The sequence below is a fragment of the Halomonas sp. FeN2 genome, from assembly GCF_020595105.1.
GTDB lineage: Bacteria > Pseudomonadota > Gammaproteobacteria > Pseudomonadales > Halomonadaceae > Vreelandella > Vreelandella neptunia.
Genome location: NZ_CP074200.1, coordinates 2,732,056 through 2,748,934 on the forward strand (window position 1 = coordinate 2,732,056; position 16,879 = coordinate 2,748,934).

Below are 16,879 nucleotides of genomic sequence, written 5' to 3' on the forward strand. Positions count from 1 at the left end.
ACGTAAAGAGGTTATAGCAGTGGCTAAGGAAAAATTTGAACGTTCCAAACCGCACGTCAACGTCGGCACCATTGGTCACGTCGACCACGGTAAAACGACCCTGACGGCGGCCCTGACCCGCGTGTCTGCTGAGGTTTTCGGCGGCGACTGGCGTGAGTTTGATACCATCGATAACGCTCCTGAAGAGCGTGAGCGCGGTATCACCATCGCTACTTCCCACGTGGAATATCAGTCTGAAGATCGTCACTACGCGCACGTCGACTGCCCAGGGCACGCCGACTACGTCAAGAACATGATCACCGGTGCTGCGCAGATGGACGGCGCAATCCTGGTATGTTCTGCAGCAGACGGCCCGATGCCGCAGACTCGCGAGCACATCCTGCTGTCTCGTCAGGTTGGCGTACCGTTCATCGTTGTGTTCCTGAACAAAGCGGACATGGTCGATGATGAAGAGCTGCTCGAGCTGGTTGAGATGGAAGTTCGTGAGCTTCTCGATCAGTACGACTTCCCGGGCGACGACACGCCGATCATCACTGGTTCTGCGCTGATGGCACTGAACGGTGAAGATGACAAGGGCATGGGTACCACTGCCGTTGCCAATCTGATCAAGGCTCTGGATGCTTACATCCCTGAGCCGGAGCGTGCTATTGATCAGCCGTTCCTGATGCCGATCGAAGACGTGTTCTCTATCTCTGGTCGCGGTACTGTTGTTACCGGTCGTGTAGAGCGCGGCATCGTTAAAGCGGGCGAAGAAGTGGAAATCGTGGGTATCCGCGACACCACCAAAACGATCGTTACCGGTGTTGAAATGTTCCGCAAACTGCTCGACGAAGGTCGTGCTGGTGAGAACGTTGGCGCCCTGCTGCGTGGTACTAAGCGTGATGACGTCGAGCGTGGCCAGGTACTGGCTAAGCCGGGCACCATCAACCCGCACACTACCTTCGAAGCAGAAGTTTACGTACTGTCCAAGGAAGAGGGCGGTCGTCACACGCCTTTCTTCAAGGGCTACCGTCCGCAGTTCTACTTCCGTACCACCGACGTAACCGGTACTTGTGAACTGCCGGAAGGCGTTGAAATGGTCATGCCGGGTGACAACGTGCAAATGGTTGTTACCTTGATCGCTCCGATCGCAATGGACGAAGGCTTGCGCTTCGCTATTCGTGAAGGCGGCCGTACTGTCGGTGCTGGCGTTGTGGCCAAGATCGTCAAGTAAGCAATATGCTTGAATGATGAAGGGGGCTCTGATGAGCCCCCTTTTCTGCGCACCAACAGCAAATGTTTGACATGGGCTTTTGGCGTGCCTATAATGCGCATCCTTTGAATGCGTGGGTAGACGGCTCGCGCCGTCGACATCCATTGGAGTTTAGGGCAAATGCAGAACCAAAAGATTCGCATTCGGTTGAAAGCTTTCGACCATCGCCTGATCGATCAGTCTACAGCGGAGATTGTTGAAACCGCTAAACGTACTGGTGCTCAGGTTCGTGGTCCGATTCCGCTGCCGACCAACCGCGAGCGTTACACCATTCTGATCTCACCGCACGTCAACAAAGATGCGCGTGACCAGTATGAGATTCGTACGCACAAGCGTGTGCTCGACATTGTTGAGCCGACCGAAAAAACTGTTGATGCTTTGATGAAACTTGATCTCGCCGCAGGCGTAGACGTGCAAATCAAACTCAACTAATTACACTAGTCACTTTGCGGCCCAGCGCTCATCGCTCTTTGTAAAGAGTTGGCATGAGCAGCAGCCGCCGCGCCGTGAGGCGCCATACAATGTGCTAGTGGAATGCTCTGGAAAGGGCAGCCATAGCGGGTGATAGCCCCGTACACTATAGGAGACTGAGTATGACTATCGGTTTAGTCGGTAAAAAGGCCGGGATGACCCGTGTCTTTACCGAAGACGGCGCGTCTGTGCCCGTAACCGTTATTGAAGTTGATCCTAATCGTGTTACACGCGTTAAATCTGTCGAGTCTGACGGTTACGCAGCGATTCAGGTCACATCTGGCTCTCGTAAAGCTAAGCACCTCACCAAAGCGCAAGCTGGACAGTTTGCCAAGGCGGGTGTTGAAGCTGGTCGTGCACTGATGGAATTTCGTCTTGCAGAAGGCGAAGAGATTCCTGAAGTAGGCGGCGAAATCACCGTATCCCTCTTCGAAGCTGGTCAAATGGTTGACGTGACTGGCACCTCTAAGGGTAAAGGCTTCCAGGGTGCTGTTAAGCGCTGGAACTTCCGCACCCAAGATATGACTCACGGTAACTCTCTGTCGCATCGCGCGCCGGGTTCTATCGGCATGTGTCAGACTCCGGGTCGCGTTTTCAAAGGCAAAAAGATGGCCGGTCAAATGGGTAACGCCCGTTGCACCGTGCAGAGCCTTGAGATCGTCCGTGTCGACGCCGAGCGTAACCTGCTGCTGATTAAAGGCGCCGTACCGGGTGCTCCCGGTAGTGACGTTATCGTTCGCAGCGCCGTGAAAGCAGGCTGAAGGGGATAATTACCAATGAATCTGAATCTTGCTGCAGGCACGGGTACCGTTGAAGTAGCCGACGCCACTTTTGGCAAAGAATTCAACGAAGCGCTCGTTCACCAGGTTGTCACTGCCTATTTGGCGGCTGGTCGTCAGGGAACCCGCGCACAAAAGAGTCGTTCCGACGTTCGTGGCGGTGGTAAAAAGCCGTGGCGTCAGAAAGGCACCGGTCGTGCACGTGCCGGTACCATCCGCTCTCCGCTATGGCGTAGTGGTGGCGTAACCTTCGCGGCGCGTCCGCAAGACTACACCCAGAAGGTTAACCGCAAGATGTACCGTGCAGCGATGCGCTCCATCTTGTCAGAGCTGGTACGTCAAGAGCGTTTAGTCGCGATTGAAGAATTCGTCGTTGATGCGCCTAAGACCAAGCAGGTAGCTGCCAAGCTAAAAGAGCTCAACCTTGAGAAAGTGTTGATCGTTACTGAAGAAGTTGACGAAAAGCTCTATTTAGCCGCGCGCAACCTTCCCCACGTTGACGTGGTGGATGTCGCGGCAGCTGACCCGGTAAGCCTGGTAGCCTTTGATAAGGTGCTGATTACCGTCTCCGCCCTGCGTAAATTCGAGGAGAAGCTGGCATGAACCAGGAACGCGTATTTAAGGTTCTGCTTGGGCCGCACGTGACCGAAAAGGCCGCAATGGCAGCCGAGCGCAACCAGTACGTTTTCAAGGTGGCATCTGATGCTACCAAGCCCGAGATCAAAAAGGCCGTTGAAGCACTCTTCGGCAAAAAGGTCGGTAGTGTTCAGGTACTGAACATGAAGGGTAAAACAAAGCGTACTGCGAACGGCGTTGGCCTGCGTAAGGGTTACCGCAAAGCGTATGTGACCCTGGCTGCGGGTGAAACGCTCGAAGACTTCTCTGGCGCCGAATAAGGGCAGGAGTACGGATAATGGCAATCGTCAAGACCAAACCCACTTCCGCCGGTCGTCGCCACGTCGTCAAGATCGTTGGCGAGGAACTGTTTAAAGGCCGTGCCTATGCACCGCTTTTGGAAAAACAGTCCAAGTCCGGCGGCCGGAATAACTACGGTCGTATCACCACCCGCCACGTGGGCGGTGGTCATCGTCACCACTATCGGTTGATCGATTTCAAGCGCACCAAGGATGGCATTCCTGCCACCGTTGAGCGCCTGGAGCACGATCCCAACCGCAGTGCGCACATTGCACTGCTGAAGTATGCCGATGGTGAGCGTCGTTACATCATTGCACCGAAAGGTGTCAGCGCGGGTGACGTGCTGGAATCGGGTGTTAACGCGTCAATCAAGAAAGGCAATGCCTTGCCGCTGCGTAACGTCCCGTTGGGTTCTACGGTGCACTGCATCGAACTCAAGCCGGGTAAAGGTGCGCAGATTGCTCGCAGTGCCGGTACAAGCGCCCAGTTGGTTGCTCGTGAAGGTAACTATGCCACCCTGCGTCTTCGCTCTGGCGAAATGCGTAAAGTGTTGGCCGAGTGCCGCGCGACGTTGGGTGAAGTGAGCAACTCTGAGCACAGCCTGCGTCAACTTGGCAAGGCCGGTGCGAAGCGCTGGAGAGGCGTGCGTCCGACTGTTCGCGGTGTCGCGATGAACCCAGTCGATCACCCACACGGTGGTGGCGAAGGCCGCACCAGTGGTGGTCGTCACCCGGTATCCCCATGGGGTGTGCCGACTAAGGGTCACAAGACGCGTAAGAACAAGCGCACCGACAAGCTGATCATTCGTCGTCGTAACAAGACGCGTTGATCTAAATTGCCAAGACATTAAGAGGTAACGGCTGTGCCACGTTCACTAAAGAAAGGTCCCTTCATTGACCTTCATCTTTTGAAGAAGGTAGAGGCTGCAGTGGAGAAGAACGACCGTAAACCGATCAAGACCTGGTCGCGTCGTTCTATGATCCTGCCCAATATGGTAGGCCTCACTATCGCGGTCCATAACGGTCGCCAACACGTCCCGGTGCACGTATCCGAGGAAATGGTTGGCCACAAATTGGGCGAATTCGCTGCTACCCGCACTTATCGTGGGCATGCGGCGGATAAAAAAGCCAAACGGTAAGCCAGAGAGGATTGAGAGATGGAAGTCACAGCTAAGCTGCTTGGCGCTCGTTTATCCGCCCAGAAGGCCCGTTTGGTGGCTGACCAGGTGCGCGGTAAACCTGTCGCCGAGGCACTCGACCTGCTGACCTTCTCACCGAAGAAGGCTGCCAAGCTGGTTAAGAAGGTGCTGCAATCCGCGATTGCAAACGCGGAAGAAAATAACGGCATGGATATTGACGAGCTGCGTGTCTCGACCATCTGCGTCGATGAGGGCATGACGCTCAAGCGTATCAAGCCGCGTGCCAAGGGGCGTGCGGATCGTATCTTGAAGCGCACGTGCCACATCACCGTCAAGGTAGCCGAGAAGTAGGAGTCGACCGATGGGTCAGAAAGTCAATCCAACAGGCATTCGACTGGGCATCGTCAAAGACCATGCTTCTGTCTGGTATGCTGAGCGCGGCGCTTACGCCGATAAGCTCAATAACGATCTCGAAGTGCGTAGCTTCCTGGAAGAGCGTCTTAAAAGCGCCTCTGTTAGCCGCATCCACATCGAGCGTCCGGCGAACAATGCCCGCATCACCATTCACACTGCCCGTCCGGGTATCGTGATTGGTAAGAAAGGTGAAGATGTCGACCGTTTGCGTCGCGATCTCACCCAGATGATGGGCGTTCCCGTGCATGTGAACATCGAAGAAGTTCGCAAGCCGGAGCTGGATGCCAAGCTAGTCGCTGCTAACGTAGCGGGTCAGCTTGAGCGTCGCGTCATGTTCCGTCGTGCTATGAAGCGCGCGGTACAGAACGCAATGCGTCTTGGCGCTGGTGGCATCAAGATTCAGCTGTCAGGTCGTCTTGGTGGCGCTGAAATCGCACGTACCGAATGGTACCGCGAAGGTCGCGTTCCGCTGCACACGTTGCGTGCGGATATCGACTACGCCACTTACGAAGCTCACACCACCTATGGCGTTATCGGCGTCAAAGTGTGGATCTTCAAGGGTGAAATTCTCGGCGGTATCGAGGAAGTACGTGCCAAGGCTAAGCAACAGCAGCCTTCCGGCAACGCGCCCAAGAAGAAAGGTTCCAGGTAAGGGGAGAGCGAGTCGATGTTACAGCCCAAGCGTATGAAATTCCGCAAGATGATGAAAGGCCGCAACCGTGGCCTGGCGCATCGCGGAAGCAAGATCAGCTTCGGGGAATACGGCCTTAAAGCTACTGGTCGCGGCCGCATCACTGCGCGTCAGATCGAAGCAGGCCGTCGTGCGATCACACGTCACGTAAAGCGTGGCGGTAAAATCTGGATCCGCGTCTTCCCTGATAAGCCGATCTCCAAGAAGCCGCTCGAAGTTCGTATGGGTAAAGGTAAAGGTTCTGTTGAGTACTGGGTTGCCCAGATCCAACCGGGTCGGGTCCTGTATGAAATTGAAGGCGTGTCGGAAGAGCTCGCTCGTGAAGCGTTTGAGCTTGCCGCACAGAAAATGCCCTTATCCACCACCTTTGCGAAACGGACGGTGATGTGATGAAAGCCCAGGAAATTCGTGAAAAGTCCGCAGGAGAGCTCCAGGAGCAACTCCTCGAACTCCTCCGCGAGCAGTTTAACCTGCGCATGCAGAAGGCCACTGGCCAACTGAGCCAGACTCATCTGCTCAAGCAGGTCCGCCGGGATATCGCCCGCGTTAAGACTTTGCTCAACGAGAAGGCAGGTGATTGAGATGGCCGAAGAAAACACAAAGCGTACGCTCACCGGTAAAGTGGTGAGCGATAAGATGGACAAGTCCATCGTCGTCATGATCGAGCGGCGCGAGCGTCACCCGATCTACGGAAAATACGTTAAGCGCTCCACCAAGCTGCACGCCCATGATGAGGCGAACCAGGCTAAGGCAGGCGATACGGTCTCTATTCAAGAGTGCCGTCCGCTTTCCAAGAAAAAAGCTTGGACGCTGGTCGAGGTGGTTGAACACGCCAAGGGTTAATCCCGAGGCTTGTCAATCAGTGCAGTCAGATTAGGTTTGGAGAAAACCGATGATTCAGACTCAGACAATGCTGGATGTCGCCGACAACAGCGGAGCGCGCCGGGTGCAGTGCATCAAGGTGTTAGGCGGTTCACACCGTCGTTACGCTCGCGTTGGTGATATCATCAAGGTCACGGTTAAGGAAGCGATTCCGCGTGGCAAGGTCAAAAAAGGCCAGGTGCTAAAAGCGGTCGTGGTCCGGACCCGTAGTGGCGTCCGTCGTCCCGACGGTTCGCTCATCCGTTTCGATGGAAATGCGGCAGTTTTGTTGAATAACACCAACGAACAGCCCATCGGTACCCGTATTTTTGGGCCGGTGACTCGTGAACTTCGTAATGAAAAGTTCATGAAGATCATTTCCTTAGCGCCTGAAGTGCTGTAAGGAGCGAGGCGGATATGCAAAAGATCAAACGTGACGATGAAGTCATCGTCATCGCCGGGAAGGATAAAGGCAAGCGTGGCACCGTTAAGCGGGTATTAGAAAACCGCTTTTTGGTGTCCGGTGTGAACATGATTAAACGTCACACCAAGCCAAATCCCATGGCGGGTAATCAGGGCGGTATCGTCGAGCGTGAGGCTCCGATTCACGCGTCCAACGTAGCCATCTTCAATTCGGAGACCGGTAAGGCGGATCGCGTCGGCTTCCAAGTGAAGGAAGACGGTACCAAGGTACGTATCTACAAGTCGACGCAGACGCAGATCGACGCCTAACGCGAGTCGGGTAGCAAAATGGCGAACTTGAAAGAACGTTATCAAAACGAGGTAGCAGCTCAACTCAAAGAAGAGTTCAGCTATGCCAACGTTATGCAGGTACCCCGGATCACGAAAGTGACTCTGAACATGGGTATCGGCGAAGCAGTCAACGATAAAAAGTTGATTGACAATGCCATCGGCGACCTAGAGAAACTCTCTGGTCAAAAACCGTTGGTGACCAAGGCACGTAAGTCCATCGCGGGCTTCAAGGTGCGCGAAGGTTGGCCAATCGGAATCAAGGTAACACTGCGCGCTGAGCGTATGTGGGACTTCTTGGACCGTTTGGTTTACATCGCGATTCCCCGCGTGCGTGACTTCCGTGGTCTCAACCCGAAGTCTTTCGACGGTCGTGGCAATTACTCCATGGGTGTGCGTGAGCAGATCATCTTCCCGGAGATCGAGTATGATAAAATCGATCGCATCCGGGGGTTGGACGTCACTATCACTACGACCGCCAAAACCGACGAGGAAGGTCGTGCGCTGCTAACCGCGCTGAACTTCCCGTTCAAGAAATAGGGGCGAGATCATGGCTAAGAAAAGTATGGTAGAGCGTGAGCTTAAGCGTACTCAGCTGGTCGCGAAGTATGCGACCAAGCGCGCTGAACTCAAGAAGATCATCTCAGACGTTAACACGACTGAGGAAGACCGCTTCGAGGCGACGCTGAAGCTGCAGCAACTGCCGCGCGACTCAAGCCCGGTGCGTCAGCGTAATCGCTGCCGTATCACCGGTCGTCCGCACGGTTTTTACAACAAGTTCGGCCTCGGCCGTAACAAGCTGCGTGAAGCCGCCATGCGTGGCGACGTTCCTGGGTTGAAAAAATCCAGTTGGTAACGCCACGTAGTATTATCAGGAGCGCACATTAAATGAGCATGCAAGACACTCTGGCGGATATGTTTACCCGTATCCGCAATGCGCAGATGGCCACCAAGGAGACGGCAACCATGCCGTCCTCCAAGCTGAAAGTGCAAGTGGCCCGAGTGCTAAAGGAAGAAGGCTACATTGCCGACTTTGCGGTAGCGGAGGGCGTTAAGCCCGAGCTAACCGTAACTCTCAAGTACTTTGAGGGTAAGCCGGTCATTGAGCACATTCAGCGGGTTTCCAAGCCGTCCCTGCGCCGCTACATGGGCAAGGACAACTTGCCTAAGGTTGCCGATGGCCTGGGTATCGCGATTGTCACCACATCTAATGGTGTCATGACCGATCGTGCCGCGCGCCAAGCGGGTGTCGGTGGCGAAGTCATCTGCACCGTATTCTAGGAGGCTGGAATGTCCCGCATAGCGAAATATCCGGTTAAAGTGCCTGCCGGCGTTGATATTAAAATCAATGCTGACCAGCTGACCGCCAAAGGCGGCCAGGGCACGCTATCTATGACCATCCACTCTGATGTAGTGGTCGGTCAGGAAGATGGCCAGCTGACCTTCGCCCCGAGCGAATCTGCCAAGAGCTGGGCAATGGCCGGTACTACCCGCGCCTTGGTTCAGAACCTGGTAACGGGCGTATCCGAGGGTTTTACACGGACTCTCGAAATTGTTGGCGTCGGTTATCGTGCCCAAGCTAAGGGCCAGACGCTCAATCTTTCACTGGGCTTCTCGCACCCGGTCGACTACGAACTGCCTGAAGGTGTGTCAGCGGAAACGCCGAAGAACACCGTTATCGTGCTGAAAAGCGCCGATAAGCAGCAGCTCGGCCAGTGCGCCGCGGAAATCCGCGCCTTCCGTCCCCCTGAGCCGTATAAAGGTAAGGGTGTTCGGTACGCCGACGAGCAGGTGCGTCGCAAAGAAGCCAAGAAGAAGTAAGGCAGGGTTATGAACGCGAAGAAAGAATCTCGTCTCCGTCGTGCCCGCCGCGCTCGCGCAAAGATCCGCGAGCTGGGCGTGTATCGCCTGTGCGTCAACCGTACCCCGCGTCACATCTATGCGCAGATTATCTCGCCGGATGGTGGCAAAGTGCTAGCCAGTGCTTCTACGCTGGACAAAGCACTGCGCGAGGGTGCGACCGGCAACTCAGATGCGGCCTCTAAAGTAGGTGCTCTGATTGCTGAACGCGCTAAAGAAGCAGGCATCACCCAGGTGGCCTTCGACCGTGCTGGCTTTAAGTATCACGGCCGCGTCAAGGCGCTGGCCGACGCCGCACGTGAAGGCGGCCTGGAATTCTAAAGGGTTTTACGATGGCGAAGAACGAACAGCAAAGCGGTGATCTGCAAGAGAAGTTAGTGCAGGTCAACCGCGTCGCCAAGGTGGTCAAGGGTGGTCGTATTTTCGGCTTCACCGCACTGACCGTCGTTGGTGATGGTAAAGGTCGTGTCGGTTTCGGTCGTGGCAAGGCGCGTGAAGTGCCGGTCGCAATCCAGAAAGCGATGGATCAAGCTCGTCGCAACATGGTCAAGGTGAACCTTGCTGGCCATACGCTGCAGTACCCGGTCAAAGCCCGTCACGGTGCTTCCAAGGTGTACATGCAGCCGGCCTCTGAAGGTACCGGTATCATCGCCGGTGGCGCCATGCGCTCTGTACTAGAGCTCGCCGGTGTCCACGACGTACTGGCCAAGTGCTACGGTTCCACTAACCCGGTTAACGTGGTACGAGCGACTGTTAAAGGTCTCTCCTCCATGCAAGCACCGGAAGACGTGGCCGCTAAGCGCGGTCTGTCTGTCGAAGCGATCACGGGGTAAGACACCATGGCAGCAACGATCAAGTTTACCCAGATCCGGAGCACCATCGGCATCATGCCCAAGCACAAAGCTACTATGAAAGGCTTGGGTCTGCGTCGCATCGGTCATACGGTTGAACTGGAAGACACCCCCGCCGTACGCGGCATGATCCACAAGGTTAACTACCTTGTGCGCGTTGAGGGAGAGTAATCCATGAAACTTAATAGCCTAAGCCCGGCTCCGGGCTCCAAGCACGCTGCGAAGCGCGTTGGACGTGGCATCGGTTCCGGTCTTGGTAAGACCGGTGGCCGTGGTCACAAAGGTCAGAAATCACGTAGTGGCGGCAGTGTTAAGCCCGGTTTCGAAGGCGGTCAGATGCCTTTGCAGCGTCGTTTGCCGAAATTCGGTTTTACGTCTGCAAAATCTCTGGTCTCTGAAGAAGTACGCCTGGCTGAGCTGTCAAAAGTAGCCGGTGGCGAAGTCACCATGGCTACTTTGAAAGAAGCCAACGTGCTGAAGGACTCTACGCTACACGCGAAGATCATCCTTTCTGGCGAACTGAAAACGGCGGTTACCGTTCGCGGAATCAAGGTCACCAAAGGTGCCCGTGAAGCGATCGAAGCCGCTGGCGGCAAGGTAGAGGACTAAATGGCCAAGTCAGGAAACATGCCGGCGATGGGCAGCGGTCTGAGTGAACTGTGGGCGCGTTTGCGCTTCGTGCTCCTCGCCATCGTGGTGTACCGTATTGGTGCCCACATTCCCGTTCCCGGTATCAATCCTGACCAGCTTGCTGCCTTGTTTAGGGAGCAACAGGGCACCATCCTGGGCATGTTTAACATGTTCTCGGGTGGCGCCCTGGAGCGCATGAGCGTTCTCGCCCTGGGTATAATGCCCTATATTTCGGCGTCGATTATCATGCAGCTCATGACTGCGGTCTCCCCTCATCTTGAACAGCTCAAGAAAGAGGGTGAGGCTGGCCGCCGCAAGATTAGCCAGTACACCCGCTACGGCACGGTGATACTGGCTTTTGTCCAGGCTACCGGCATGTCCGTCGGTCTGGCTAGCCAAGGCATCGCGTACAGTGCTGACTTCAGCTTCTATTTCACCGCCGTGATTACCTTTGTATCGGGCGCGGTGTTTATGATGTGGCTAGGTGAGCAGATTACCGAGAAGGGCATCGGCAACGGTATTTCGCTGCTGATTTTCGCCGGTATTGTCGCTGGACTGCCCAGTGCCGTGGGCCAAGCCTTCGAGCTTGCCCGTAATGAAGGGGCCTGGAATGTTCTGCCGCTGTTAGCGCTGTCAGCGTTAGGTATTGCGACTGTCGCCTTTGTAGTTTTCATTGAGCGTGGCCAACGCCGTCTCAAAGTTAATTACCCTCGGCGGCAAGTGGGCAATAAGATGTATGCAGGGCAAAGTAGCTACCTGCCTTTGAAGGTCAACATGGCCGGTGTTATCCCGGCGATTTTTGCCTCCAGTATCCTGCTCTTCCCGGCCTCTATTGGCCAATGGGTAGGTGCCGGTGAAGGTATGGAGTGGTTGCAGCGTGCATCTCAGGCATTAGGCCCAGGTCAACCGCTTTACATCTTGCTTTTCGCGGCGGCAGTGGTATTCTTCTGCTTCTTTTACACAGCGCTGGTCTTCAACCCCAAGGATGTGGCTGACAATCTTAAAAAGTCAGGCGCTTTCCTGCCGGGCATTCGCCCCGGCGAGCAGACCGCTCGCTATATCGACAAGGTCATGACACGGTTGACCCTGTTCGGTGCCTTGTATATCACTGCGGTTTCCTTGATGCCCCAGTTCTTGATTGTGGCGTGGAACGTGCCGTTCTTTTTCGGCGGTACCTCGTTGTTAATCGTAGTCGTGGTCATCATGGACTTCATGGCCCAGGTGCAGTCGCATCTCATGTCGCATCAGTATGACTCAGTGATGAAGAAGTCCAACCTGAAAGGCTACGGTAGCGGCGGTATCATGCGCTGAGGCGCCGTCCACCCCTATTAAGTTAGAGAGGGCGCGCCGCGAGCCGGTTTTTGGAGAAAGATCGATGAAAGTTCGAGCTTCCGTAAAGAAAATGTGCCGTAACTGCAAGATCATTCGTCGCAATGGCGCTGTCCGCGTCATCTGCAGCGAACCACGGCACAAACAGCGCCAGGGTTAATAAGCCTGGGTTGTATTAAGCGGGTGCCAGCATACCCCTTGCCTTAGGGCAACTAAAGGGGTATGCTGTTGCGCCTTTTGTAGATGAATAAACGAGCAAGCCGCTCAAATTTCGGAGTAAGCTGATGGCCCGTATTGCAGGCGTCAATATCCCGGACAACAAGCATGCGGCGATCTCGCTGACCTATATCTTCGGGATTGGCCGTACCCGTGCTGAGCACATCTGTGCTGCAGCCGGTATCGCGCCTACTGCCAAGATCCAGGATCTGTCTTCTGAAGAAGTCGACACCCTGCGTTCTGAAGTTGGCAAGTACACCGTAGAAGGCGACCTTCGTCGTGATGTTACGCTTAACATTAAGCGTCTCATGGACTTAGGCTGCTACCGTGGTCTGCGTCATCGTCGTAGTCTTCCGCTGCGTGGTCAGCGGACCAAGACTAACGCGCGTACCCGTAAGGGCCCGCGTAAGCCGATCCGCAAATAACACGCACGTTCTGGCGTAAAGACAGGAATAGACATCAACATGGCTAACCCGCGTAGTAACCGTAAAAAGGTTAAAAAGCAGGTAGTGGATGCGATTGCGCATATCCATGCCTCTTTTAACAACACGATCGTGACGATCACAGACCGCCAGGGCAACGCTCTTTCTTGGGCGACTGCCGGTGGTTCGGGTTTTCGTGGTTCTCGCAAGAGCACCCCGTTCGCTGCTCAAGTGGCAAGCGAACGTGCAGCAACTGCTGCAGCCGAGTATGGTGTGAAAAACGTAGACGTACTGGTTAAAGGCCCAGGTCCCGGTCGTGAATCCGCCGTGCGCGCACTGAATGCCGCCGGCTTCCGCGTGCAAAGCATCGTAGACGCGACGCCCATTCCCCATAATGGCTGCCGTCCGCCGAAGAAACGCCGCGTTTAAGGAGACAGATTCATGGCTCGTTATATTGGACCGAAGTGCAAACTGTCTCGTCGTGAAGGCACAGACCTCTTTTTGAAGAGTGGTGTGACTCCCTTCGAGAAAAAGTGTAAATCCGAGCAGATCCCGGGTGTACACGGCCAGCGTCGTCAGCGTCTTTCAGACTACGGCTTGCAGCTTCGTGAGAAGCAAAAAGTACGTCGTATGTATGGCGTACTCGAAAAACAGTTCCGTAACTACTACAAAGAAGCCGCTCGCCTGAAAGGCGCGACTGGTGAAGTATTGTTGCAGTTGCTCGAATCCCGACTGGATAATGTCGTCTACCGCATGGGCTTCGGCTCGACTCGCTCTGAAGCGCGTCAGCTGGTCAGCCACAAGGCGATTTCCGTGAACGGCCGCACCGTTAACGTAGCTTCCTATCAAGTGAAGCCGGGTGACGTTGTTTCCATTCGCGAAAAGGCGAAAAACCAAGCACGTATTCAAAGCGCGTTGTCCATTGCGGCCAACCGTGGCGATATCGCTTGGATCGAAATCGACGCCAAGAAGATGGAAGGCACTTTCAAGGCTCTGCCTGAACGCGGTGACCTGTCTGCCGACATCAACGAAAACCTGATCGTCGAGCTGTACTCCAAGTAAGCAGTTTTCTGTTTCTTGTCGATCTGGTGCCGGTTTAACGCCCGCGCCAGGTCGTACCGAGTACCAAGTATCCGTTTGGCAGCCTGAAAGGTGTTCATATGCAGCGTTCAGTGACAGAGTTTCTCCGTCCTCGCGACATCAAGGTCGAAGAAATCAGCGCACATCACGCCAAAATCGTACTCGAACCGTTCGAGCGTGGTTTTGGTCACACCCTGGGGAATGCACTGCGTCGCATTCTGCTTTCGTCTATGCCCGGCTGTGCCGTGGTAGAGGCTGAAATCGCCGGCGTCGAGCATGAATACAGTGCGCTCGAAGGGGTGCAGGAAGATGTCATTGAAATCCTCCTGAACTTGAAAGATGTTGCGATCAAGATGCACAGCCGCGATGAGGCGGTGCTCACGCTGAACAAGCAGGGCCCAGCCGTCGTCACCGCTGGCGACATTGCGCTTGATCATAGCGTCGAAATCGTCAACCCGGATCACGTCATTGCTCATGTCAATGAAGGTGCCGAGCTGAAAATTCAGCTTAAGGTAGCGCTGGGTCGTGGCTACGAGCCGGCTGACGCGCGCGGCTCTGATGAAGAGACACGTGCCATTGGCCGCCTGCAGCTGGATGCCACCTTCAGCCCTGTCCGCCGTGTTTCCTACTCGGTTGAAGCCGCTCGTGTAGAGCAGCGCACCGATCTCGATAAGTTGATTATCGATCTGGAAACCGACGGTACCCTGGATCCGGAAGAGGCTATCCGTCGCAGTGCGACCATCCTGCAAGAGCAGCTGGCCGCCTTCGTCGACCTGGAAGCTGATAAAGAGCAGGAAGTCGAAGAGGAAGAGGATCATGTCGATCCAATTCTATTGCGCCCCGTAGACGATCTTGAGTTGACCGTTCGCAGCGCGAACTGCCTAAAAGCCGAGAATATTTACTATATCGGTGATCTCATTCAGCGCACAGAAGTGGAGCTGTTGAAGACACCGAACCTCGGTAAAAAGTCTTTGAATGAAATCAAAGACGTATTGGCGGCGCGTGGCTTGTCCCTCGGTATGCGGCTGGAAAATTGGCCACCCGCTAGCCTGAAGGACGACAAGGCCTCCGCGTGAGCGTCGACTTGAGTCCCAGTTTGGTAAGGAATTACAACCATGCGTCATCGTAAGAGTGGTCGTCATCTGAATCGCACCAGCTCGCATCGTCAGGCCATGTTCAAGAACATGTCTGTCTCGCTGGTCGAACATGAAGTCATTAAGACAACCCTGCCGAAAGCCAAGGAGCTGCGTCGCGTTATCGAGCCGCTGATCACCTTGTCTAAGCAGGATAGCGTTGCAAATCGTCGTTTGGCATTTGCCCGCACGCGCTCTAAAGAAGCCGTCGGCAAACTGTTCAACGAACTAGGTCCGCGTTATGCCGAGCGTCCGGGCGGTTACGTCCGTATTCTCAAGTGCGGTTTCCGCACCGGCGATAACGCGCCTATGGCGTTCGTTGAGCTAGTTGACCGTCCGGTTGTTGAAGAAGCCGCTGCAGAAGAGTAATACTCTGCGCTGTGTTTCTTTGGTAGCGAATGAAAACCGACCCCTAAAGGGTCGGTTTTTTTTATGGGTGCATTAATCTTCTCTTTTTCTACGCTTAACTGCCTGTTAATCGCCTATACTCGGCTTATTATTAAACGTAGTGAGCGTTGCCATCCCGCCAGGGGGAGCCTTGCGCTGTATCGAGAGTGTGGCATGGTAGTGGCGCAGCGGCGGATTGGTTAAACAGCGATTAGAACCAGGCTTTGATAACAAGCAAGGGGCAGTTATGTATGCGAGGATAAAAAGCGCTGTCGGGGGAGCGTCGGCGATAGGGTTTTTGAGTATGCTAATGCTGCTCATACTCGCGACGGTTACCACGGCGCATGCCGACAACCCGCGTTACGCGGGTATCGTCGTGGATTTGGACAATGGCGAAGTGCTTTACGCCGAGAATATTGACGATCAGCGTTACCCTGCGTCGCTCACCAAAATGATGACGCTCTATCTCACTTTTGAAGCGTTAGAAGAGGGTACGCTGCGCTTGGATCAGCCCTTGCCGGTCTCCTCTTATGCGGCCGCCAAGCCTGCAGTCAAACTGTGGCTGGCGGCGGGTAGCTCTATCCCCGTGGATACCGCTATTCGCGCTCTCGCGGTGCGCTCTGCCAATGACGTTGCCGCGGTGGTCGCCGAAGCCTTGGGCGGCAGCGAAGCGCATTTTGCGCAAATGATGACCACCAAGGCACGCGAGCTGGGTATGCACGCCACTACCTTTCGCAATGCCTCCGGCCTGCCTGATGCCGGCCAGATAACCACCGCACGGGATATGCTGACGCTGTCGGTACGCGTAATGCAGGACTTTCCCCAGTATTACCACTACTTCGGCCTGCAAGAGTTTAGCTACCGGGGTACCCGGCATACCAGTCACAATCGTTTGGTGCGCGACTATCCAGGCGCCGACGGCCTAAAAACCGGTTTTATTCGCGCCTCTGGCTTTAACGTAGCCACTACCGCAGTGCGCGGTGATCGGCGTTTAGTGGGGGTCGTCATGGGTGGGTTCTCATCCCAGTCTCGGGATACCCATATGGCCAATCTGCTGGATCGTAGCTTCCTGCGTGCGTCGCTTCGGGATCAGCAAAGCTGGATGGGCGACACCAGCTTCTCGCGGGAATTTATGGCCTTTGCGCCACCTGCTCAGCCGGTTGCACCCCAGCAGCCTGCGCCACAGCAGCCCCTGCTAGCGGTGGTCGAAACTACATCGCCTTCGGCCAACGCCACCCCTTCAACGCCGTTGGTCGATCTTGACGAGCAGTTGGCTGATATTGCCACCATTCAGCGTCCCCCTCCCGAAAGCGAGGCACCTCAGCCCGACCCGCTACAAGCGTTCATTGAGCGCGAACGACAGCTGGCCTCTGCTAATGAAACAGGCGGTGGTTGGGGGGTTCAAGTAGGTGCCTTCAGTCGAGAAGCCCAAGCACGGCAGTTGGCGCAGCAAGCCGCTCAACGCATTGCCCAAAGTTTAGGTGGTCGTATTGCTGTGGACACCGTAGAGGGCCAAAGCCCGGTTTATCGCGCCCGGCTCATGGCGCTGGACGAGCAGAGAGCCCGTCAAGCCTGCCGCGAGCTGCACTCCCAAGGTATGGACTGCATGGTCGTTAACGCCAGCTTATAAGCGGGTGGGCTGCGATCACCCCGCCAATGGCTAATTGGCGGGGTTTTTCTTTTTTGGCACTTTATATTGA

At 55.3% G+C, this 16,879-nt stretch carries 30 protein-coding genes; all 30 read left to right on the top strand.

The features are described from left to right. Positions 1-19 precede the first annotated feature (19 nt). The 30 genes from tuf to KF947_RS12685 all read left to right on the top strand — a co-directional run bounded on the left by tuf (position 20) and on the right by KF947_RS12685 (position 16,809). On the top strand, positions 20-1,213 hold the full coding sequence (tuf, locus tag KF947_RS12540) for an elongation factor Tu (RefSeq protein ID WP_009288143.1): 1,194 nt from the start codon (positions 20-22) through the stop codon (positions 1,211-1,213). A gap of 159 nt (positions 1,214-1,372) precedes the next feature. Continuing rightward, on the top strand, positions 1,373-1,684 hold the full coding sequence (rpsJ, locus tag KF947_RS12545; protein ID WP_007112007.1) for a 30S ribosomal protein S10: 312 nt from the start codon (positions 1,373-1,375) through the stop codon (positions 1,682-1,684). Positions 1,685-1,845: 161 nt separating this feature from the next. Beyond that, positions 1,846-2,484 (top strand): 50S ribosomal protein L3, encoded by a 639-nt coding sequence (gene rplC / locus KF947_RS12550; RefSeq protein ID WP_035582685.1) that lies wholly within the window; start codon positions 1,846-1,848, stop codon positions 2,482-2,484. Positions 2,485-2,499: 15 nt separating this feature from the next. Further along, positions 2,500-3,105 carry a 50S ribosomal protein L4 gene (gene rplD, locus KF947_RS12555; RefSeq protein ID WP_071695001.1) on the top strand — a complete coding sequence of 202 codons (606 nt, stop codon included), beginning with the start codon at positions 2,500-2,502 and terminating at the stop codon, positions 3,103-3,105. Further along, on the top strand, positions 3,102-3,398 hold the full coding sequence (gene rplW, locus KF947_RS12560) for a 50S ribosomal protein L23 (protein ID WP_008959167.1): 297 nt from the start codon (positions 3,102-3,104) through the stop codon (positions 3,396-3,398). Before rplD ends, rplW begins: the two co-directional genes overlap by 4 nt. Before the next feature lie 17 nt (positions 3,399-3,415). Beyond that, positions 3,416-4,246, top strand: a complete 831-nt coding sequence (gene rplB, locus KF947_RS12565; protein WP_008959166.1) for a 50S ribosomal protein L2 — start codon at positions 3,416-3,418, stop codon at positions 4,244-4,246. 33 nt (positions 4,247-4,279) lie between these two features. Further along, entirely contained in the window at positions 4,280-4,555 is a 276-nt protein-coding gene (gene rpsS / locus KF947_RS12570) for a 30S ribosomal protein S19 (protein ID WP_009098993.1), read from the top strand. An 18-nt stretch (positions 4,556-4,573) separates the two neighbouring features. Further along, positions 4,574-4,906, top strand: a complete 333-nt coding sequence (gene rplV, locus KF947_RS12575; RefSeq protein ID WP_007112002.1) for a 50S ribosomal protein L22 — start codon at positions 4,574-4,576, stop codon at positions 4,904-4,906. A gap of 10 nt (positions 4,907-4,916) precedes the next feature. After that, positions 4,917-5,621, top strand: coding sequence for a 30S ribosomal protein S3 (gene rpsC, locus KF947_RS12580; RefSeq protein ID WP_133731698.1), 705 nt, complete (start codon positions 4,917-4,919; stop codon positions 5,619-5,621). Positions 5,622-5,636: 15 nt separating this feature from the next. Further along, complete coding sequence (rplP, locus tag KF947_RS12585; protein WP_007112000.1) at positions 5,637-6,050, top strand: 50S ribosomal protein L16; 414 nt, start codon at positions 5,637-5,639, stop codon at positions 6,048-6,050. Then, positions 6,050-6,241, top strand: coding sequence for a 50S ribosomal protein L29 (gene rpmC, locus KF947_RS12590; protein WP_007111999.1), 192 nt, complete (start codon positions 6,050-6,052; stop codon positions 6,239-6,241). Before rplP ends, rpmC begins: the two co-directional genes overlap by 1 nt. 1 nt (position 6,242) lies before the next feature. Then, on the top strand, positions 6,243-6,503 hold the full coding sequence (gene rpsQ, locus KF947_RS12595; protein WP_007111998.1) for a 30S ribosomal protein S17: 261 nt from the start codon (positions 6,243-6,245) through the stop codon (positions 6,501-6,503). A gap of 49 nt (positions 6,504-6,552) precedes the next feature. After that, positions 6,553-6,924: a 50S ribosomal protein L14 gene (rplN, locus tag KF947_RS12600; RefSeq protein WP_008959163.1), complete on the top strand. Its 372-nt coding sequence runs from the start codon at positions 6,553-6,555 to the stop codon at positions 6,922-6,924. A gap of 14 nt (positions 6,925-6,938) precedes the next feature. Then, on the top strand, positions 6,939-7,253 hold the full coding sequence (rplX, locus tag KF947_RS12605; protein ID WP_007111996.1) for a 50S ribosomal protein L24: 315 nt from the start codon (positions 6,939-6,941) through the stop codon (positions 7,251-7,253). A gap of 18 nt (positions 7,254-7,271) precedes the next feature. Beyond that, entirely contained in the window at positions 7,272-7,811 is a 540-nt protein-coding gene (gene rplE, locus KF947_RS12610) for a 50S ribosomal protein L5 (protein WP_007111995.1), read from the top strand. Positions 7,812-7,821: 10 nt separating this feature from the next. Next, positions 7,822-8,127: a 30S ribosomal protein S14 gene (gene rpsN / locus KF947_RS12615; RefSeq protein WP_040479530.1), complete on the top strand. Its 306-nt coding sequence runs from the start codon at positions 7,822-7,824 to the stop codon at positions 8,125-8,127. A 32-nt stretch (positions 8,128-8,159) separates the two neighbouring features. Continuing rightward, positions 8,160-8,552: a 30S ribosomal protein S8 gene (gene rpsH, locus KF947_RS12620; protein ID WP_035582690.1), complete on the top strand. Its 393-nt coding sequence runs from the start codon at positions 8,160-8,162 to the stop codon at positions 8,550-8,552. A gap of 9 nt (positions 8,553-8,561) precedes the next feature. Next, positions 8,562-9,092 carry a 50S ribosomal protein L6 gene (gene rplF, locus KF947_RS12625; RefSeq protein ID WP_223288618.1) on the top strand — a complete coding sequence of 177 codons (531 nt, stop codon included), beginning with the start codon at positions 8,562-8,564 and terminating at the stop codon, positions 9,090-9,092. A gap of 9 nt (positions 9,093-9,101) precedes the next feature. Next, a complete protein-coding gene (gene rplR / locus KF947_RS12630; RefSeq protein ID WP_008959159.1) occupies positions 9,102-9,452 on the top strand; it encodes a 50S ribosomal protein L18 in 351 nt (116 codons plus the stop codon). 11 nt (positions 9,453-9,463) lie between these two features. Further along, a complete protein-coding gene (gene rpsE, locus KF947_RS12635; protein ID WP_007111990.1) occupies positions 9,464-9,964 on the top strand; it encodes a 30S ribosomal protein S5 in 501 nt (166 codons plus the stop codon). A 6-nt stretch (positions 9,965-9,970) separates the two neighbouring features. Next, complete coding sequence (rpmD, locus tag KF947_RS12640) at positions 9,971-10,153, top strand: 50S ribosomal protein L30 (RefSeq protein ID WP_064235087.1); 183 nt, start codon at positions 9,971-9,973, stop codon at positions 10,151-10,153. A 3-nt stretch (positions 10,154-10,156) separates the two neighbouring features. Beyond that, positions 10,157-10,591, top strand: a complete 435-nt coding sequence (gene rplO / locus KF947_RS12645; protein ID WP_133731696.1) for a 50S ribosomal protein L15 — start codon at positions 10,157-10,159, stop codon at positions 10,589-10,591. Further along, positions 10,592-11,923, top strand: a complete 1,332-nt coding sequence (gene secY, locus KF947_RS12650; protein WP_133731695.1) for a preprotein translocase subunit SecY — start codon at positions 10,592-10,594, stop codon at positions 11,921-11,923. It begins immediately after the preceding gene. Between the two features lie 64 nt (positions 11,924-11,987). Then, positions 11,988-12,101, top strand: a complete 114-nt coding sequence (rpmJ, locus tag KF947_RS12655; RefSeq protein ID WP_008959154.1) for a 50S ribosomal protein L36 — start codon at positions 11,988-11,990, stop codon at positions 12,099-12,101. Positions 12,102-12,225: 124 nt separating this feature from the next. Beyond that, complete coding sequence (rpsM, locus tag KF947_RS12660; protein WP_022520863.1) at positions 12,226-12,582, top strand: 30S ribosomal protein S13; 357 nt, start codon at positions 12,226-12,228, stop codon at positions 12,580-12,582. A 39-nt stretch (positions 12,583-12,621) separates the two neighbouring features. Next, a complete protein-coding gene (gene rpsK, locus KF947_RS12665) occupies positions 12,622-13,008 on the top strand; it encodes a 30S ribosomal protein S11 (protein ID WP_007111985.1) in 387 nt (128 codons plus the stop codon). Between the two features lie 12 nt (positions 13,009-13,020). After that, complete coding sequence (gene rpsD / locus KF947_RS12670; RefSeq protein WP_008959152.1) at positions 13,021-13,641, top strand: 30S ribosomal protein S4; 621 nt, start codon at positions 13,021-13,023, stop codon at positions 13,639-13,641. Positions 13,642-13,739: 98 nt separating this feature from the next. After that, on the top strand, positions 13,740-14,735 hold the full coding sequence (locus KF947_RS12675; protein ID WP_064235085.1) for a DNA-directed RNA polymerase subunit alpha: 996 nt from the start codon (positions 13,740-13,742) through the stop codon (positions 14,733-14,735). A gap of 39 nt (positions 14,736-14,774) precedes the next feature. Then, a complete protein-coding gene (gene rplQ / locus KF947_RS12680) occupies positions 14,775-15,161 on the top strand; it encodes a 50S ribosomal protein L17 (RefSeq protein ID WP_008959150.1) in 387 nt (128 codons plus the stop codon). Positions 15,162-15,483: 322 nt separating this feature from the next. Further along, positions 15,484-16,809, top strand: a complete 1,326-nt coding sequence (locus KF947_RS12685; RefSeq protein WP_227404095.1) for a D-alanyl-D-alanine carboxypeptidase family protein — start codon at positions 15,484-15,486, stop codon at positions 16,807-16,809. The last annotated feature ends 70 nt before the right edge of the window (positions 16,810-16,879 follow it).

Excerpts from the sequence above, each read along its gene's own strand:
- rpsJ (WP_007112007.1), top strand. The coding sequence starts at position 1,373 with ATGCAGAACCAAAAGATTCGCATTCGGTTGAAAGCTTTCGACCATCGC.
- rplC (WP_035582685.1), top strand. The coding sequence starts at position 1,846 with ATGACTATCGGTTTAGTCGGTAAAAAGGCCGGGATGACCCGTGTCTTT.
- rplD (WP_071695001.1), top strand. The coding sequence starts at position 2,500 with ATGAATCTGAATCTTGCTGCAGGCACGGGTACCGTTGAAGTAGCCGAC.
- rplW (WP_008959167.1), top strand. The coding sequence starts at position 3,102 with ATGAACCAGGAACGCGTATTTAAGGTTCTGCTTGGGCCGCACGTGACC.
- rplB (WP_008959166.1), top strand. The coding sequence starts at position 3,416 with ATGGCAATCGTCAAGACCAAACCCACTTCCGCCGGTCGTCGCCACGTC.
- rplV (WP_007112002.1), top strand. The coding sequence starts at position 4,574 with ATGGAAGTCACAGCTAAGCTGCTTGGCGCTCGTTTATCCGCCCAGAAG.
- rpsC (WP_133731698.1), top strand. The coding sequence starts at position 4,917 with ATGGGTCAGAAAGTCAATCCAACAGGCATTCGACTGGGCATCGTCAAA.
- rplP (WP_007112000.1), top strand. The coding sequence starts at position 5,637 with ATGTTACAGCCCAAGCGTATGAAATTCCGCAAGATGATGAAAGGCCGC.
- rpmC (WP_007111999.1), top strand. The coding sequence starts at position 6,050 with ATGAAAGCCCAGGAAATTCGTGAAAAGTCCGCAGGAGAGCTCCAGGAG.
- rpsQ (WP_007111998.1), top strand. The coding sequence starts at position 6,243 with ATGGCCGAAGAAAACACAAAGCGTACGCTCACCGGTAAAGTGGTGAGC.
- rplN (WP_008959163.1), top strand. The coding sequence starts at position 6,553 with ATGATTCAGACTCAGACAATGCTGGATGTCGCCGACAACAGCGGAGCG.
- rplX (WP_007111996.1), top strand. The coding sequence starts at position 6,939 with ATGCAAAAGATCAAACGTGACGATGAAGTCATCGTCATCGCCGGGAAG.
- rplE (WP_007111995.1), top strand. The coding sequence starts at position 7,272 with ATGGCGAACTTGAAAGAACGTTATCAAAACGAGGTAGCAGCTCAACTC.
- rpsN (WP_040479530.1), top strand. The coding sequence starts at position 7,822 with ATGGCTAAGAAAAGTATGGTAGAGCGTGAGCTTAAGCGTACTCAGCTG.
- rpsH (WP_035582690.1), top strand. The coding sequence starts at position 8,160 with ATGAGCATGCAAGACACTCTGGCGGATATGTTTACCCGTATCCGCAAT.
- rplF (WP_223288618.1), top strand. The coding sequence starts at position 8,562 with ATGTCCCGCATAGCGAAATATCCGGTTAAAGTGCCTGCCGGCGTTGAT.
- rplR (WP_008959159.1), top strand. The coding sequence starts at position 9,102 with ATGAACGCGAAGAAAGAATCTCGTCTCCGTCGTGCCCGCCGCGCTCGC.
- rpsE (WP_007111990.1), top strand. The coding sequence starts at position 9,464 with ATGGCGAAGAACGAACAGCAAAGCGGTGATCTGCAAGAGAAGTTAGTG.
- rpmD (WP_064235087.1), top strand. The coding sequence starts at position 9,971 with ATGGCAGCAACGATCAAGTTTACCCAGATCCGGAGCACCATCGGCATC.
- rplO (WP_133731696.1), top strand. The coding sequence starts at position 10,157 with ATGAAACTTAATAGCCTAAGCCCGGCTCCGGGCTCCAAGCACGCTGCG.
- secY (WP_133731695.1), top strand. The coding sequence starts at position 10,592 with ATGGCCAAGTCAGGAAACATGCCGGCGATGGGCAGCGGTCTGAGTGAA.
- rpmJ (WP_008959154.1), top strand. The coding sequence starts at position 11,988 with ATGAAAGTTCGAGCTTCCGTAAAGAAAATGTGCCGTAACTGCAAGATC.
- rpsM (WP_022520863.1), top strand. The coding sequence starts at position 12,226 with ATGGCCCGTATTGCAGGCGTCAATATCCCGGACAACAAGCATGCGGCG.
- rpsK (WP_007111985.1), top strand. The coding sequence starts at position 12,622 with ATGGCTAACCCGCGTAGTAACCGTAAAAAGGTTAAAAAGCAGGTAGTG.
- rpsD (WP_008959152.1), top strand. The coding sequence starts at position 13,021 with ATGGCTCGTTATATTGGACCGAAGTGCAAACTGTCTCGTCGTGAAGGC.
- KF947_RS12675 (WP_064235085.1), top strand. The coding sequence starts at position 13,740 with ATGCAGCGTTCAGTGACAGAGTTTCTCCGTCCTCGCGACATCAAGGTC.
- rplQ (WP_008959150.1), top strand. The coding sequence starts at position 14,775 with ATGCGTCATCGTAAGAGTGGTCGTCATCTGAATCGCACCAGCTCGCAT.
- KF947_RS12685 (WP_227404095.1), top strand. The coding sequence starts at position 15,484 with ATGCTAATGCTGCTCATACTCGCGACGGTTACCACGGCGCATGCCGAC.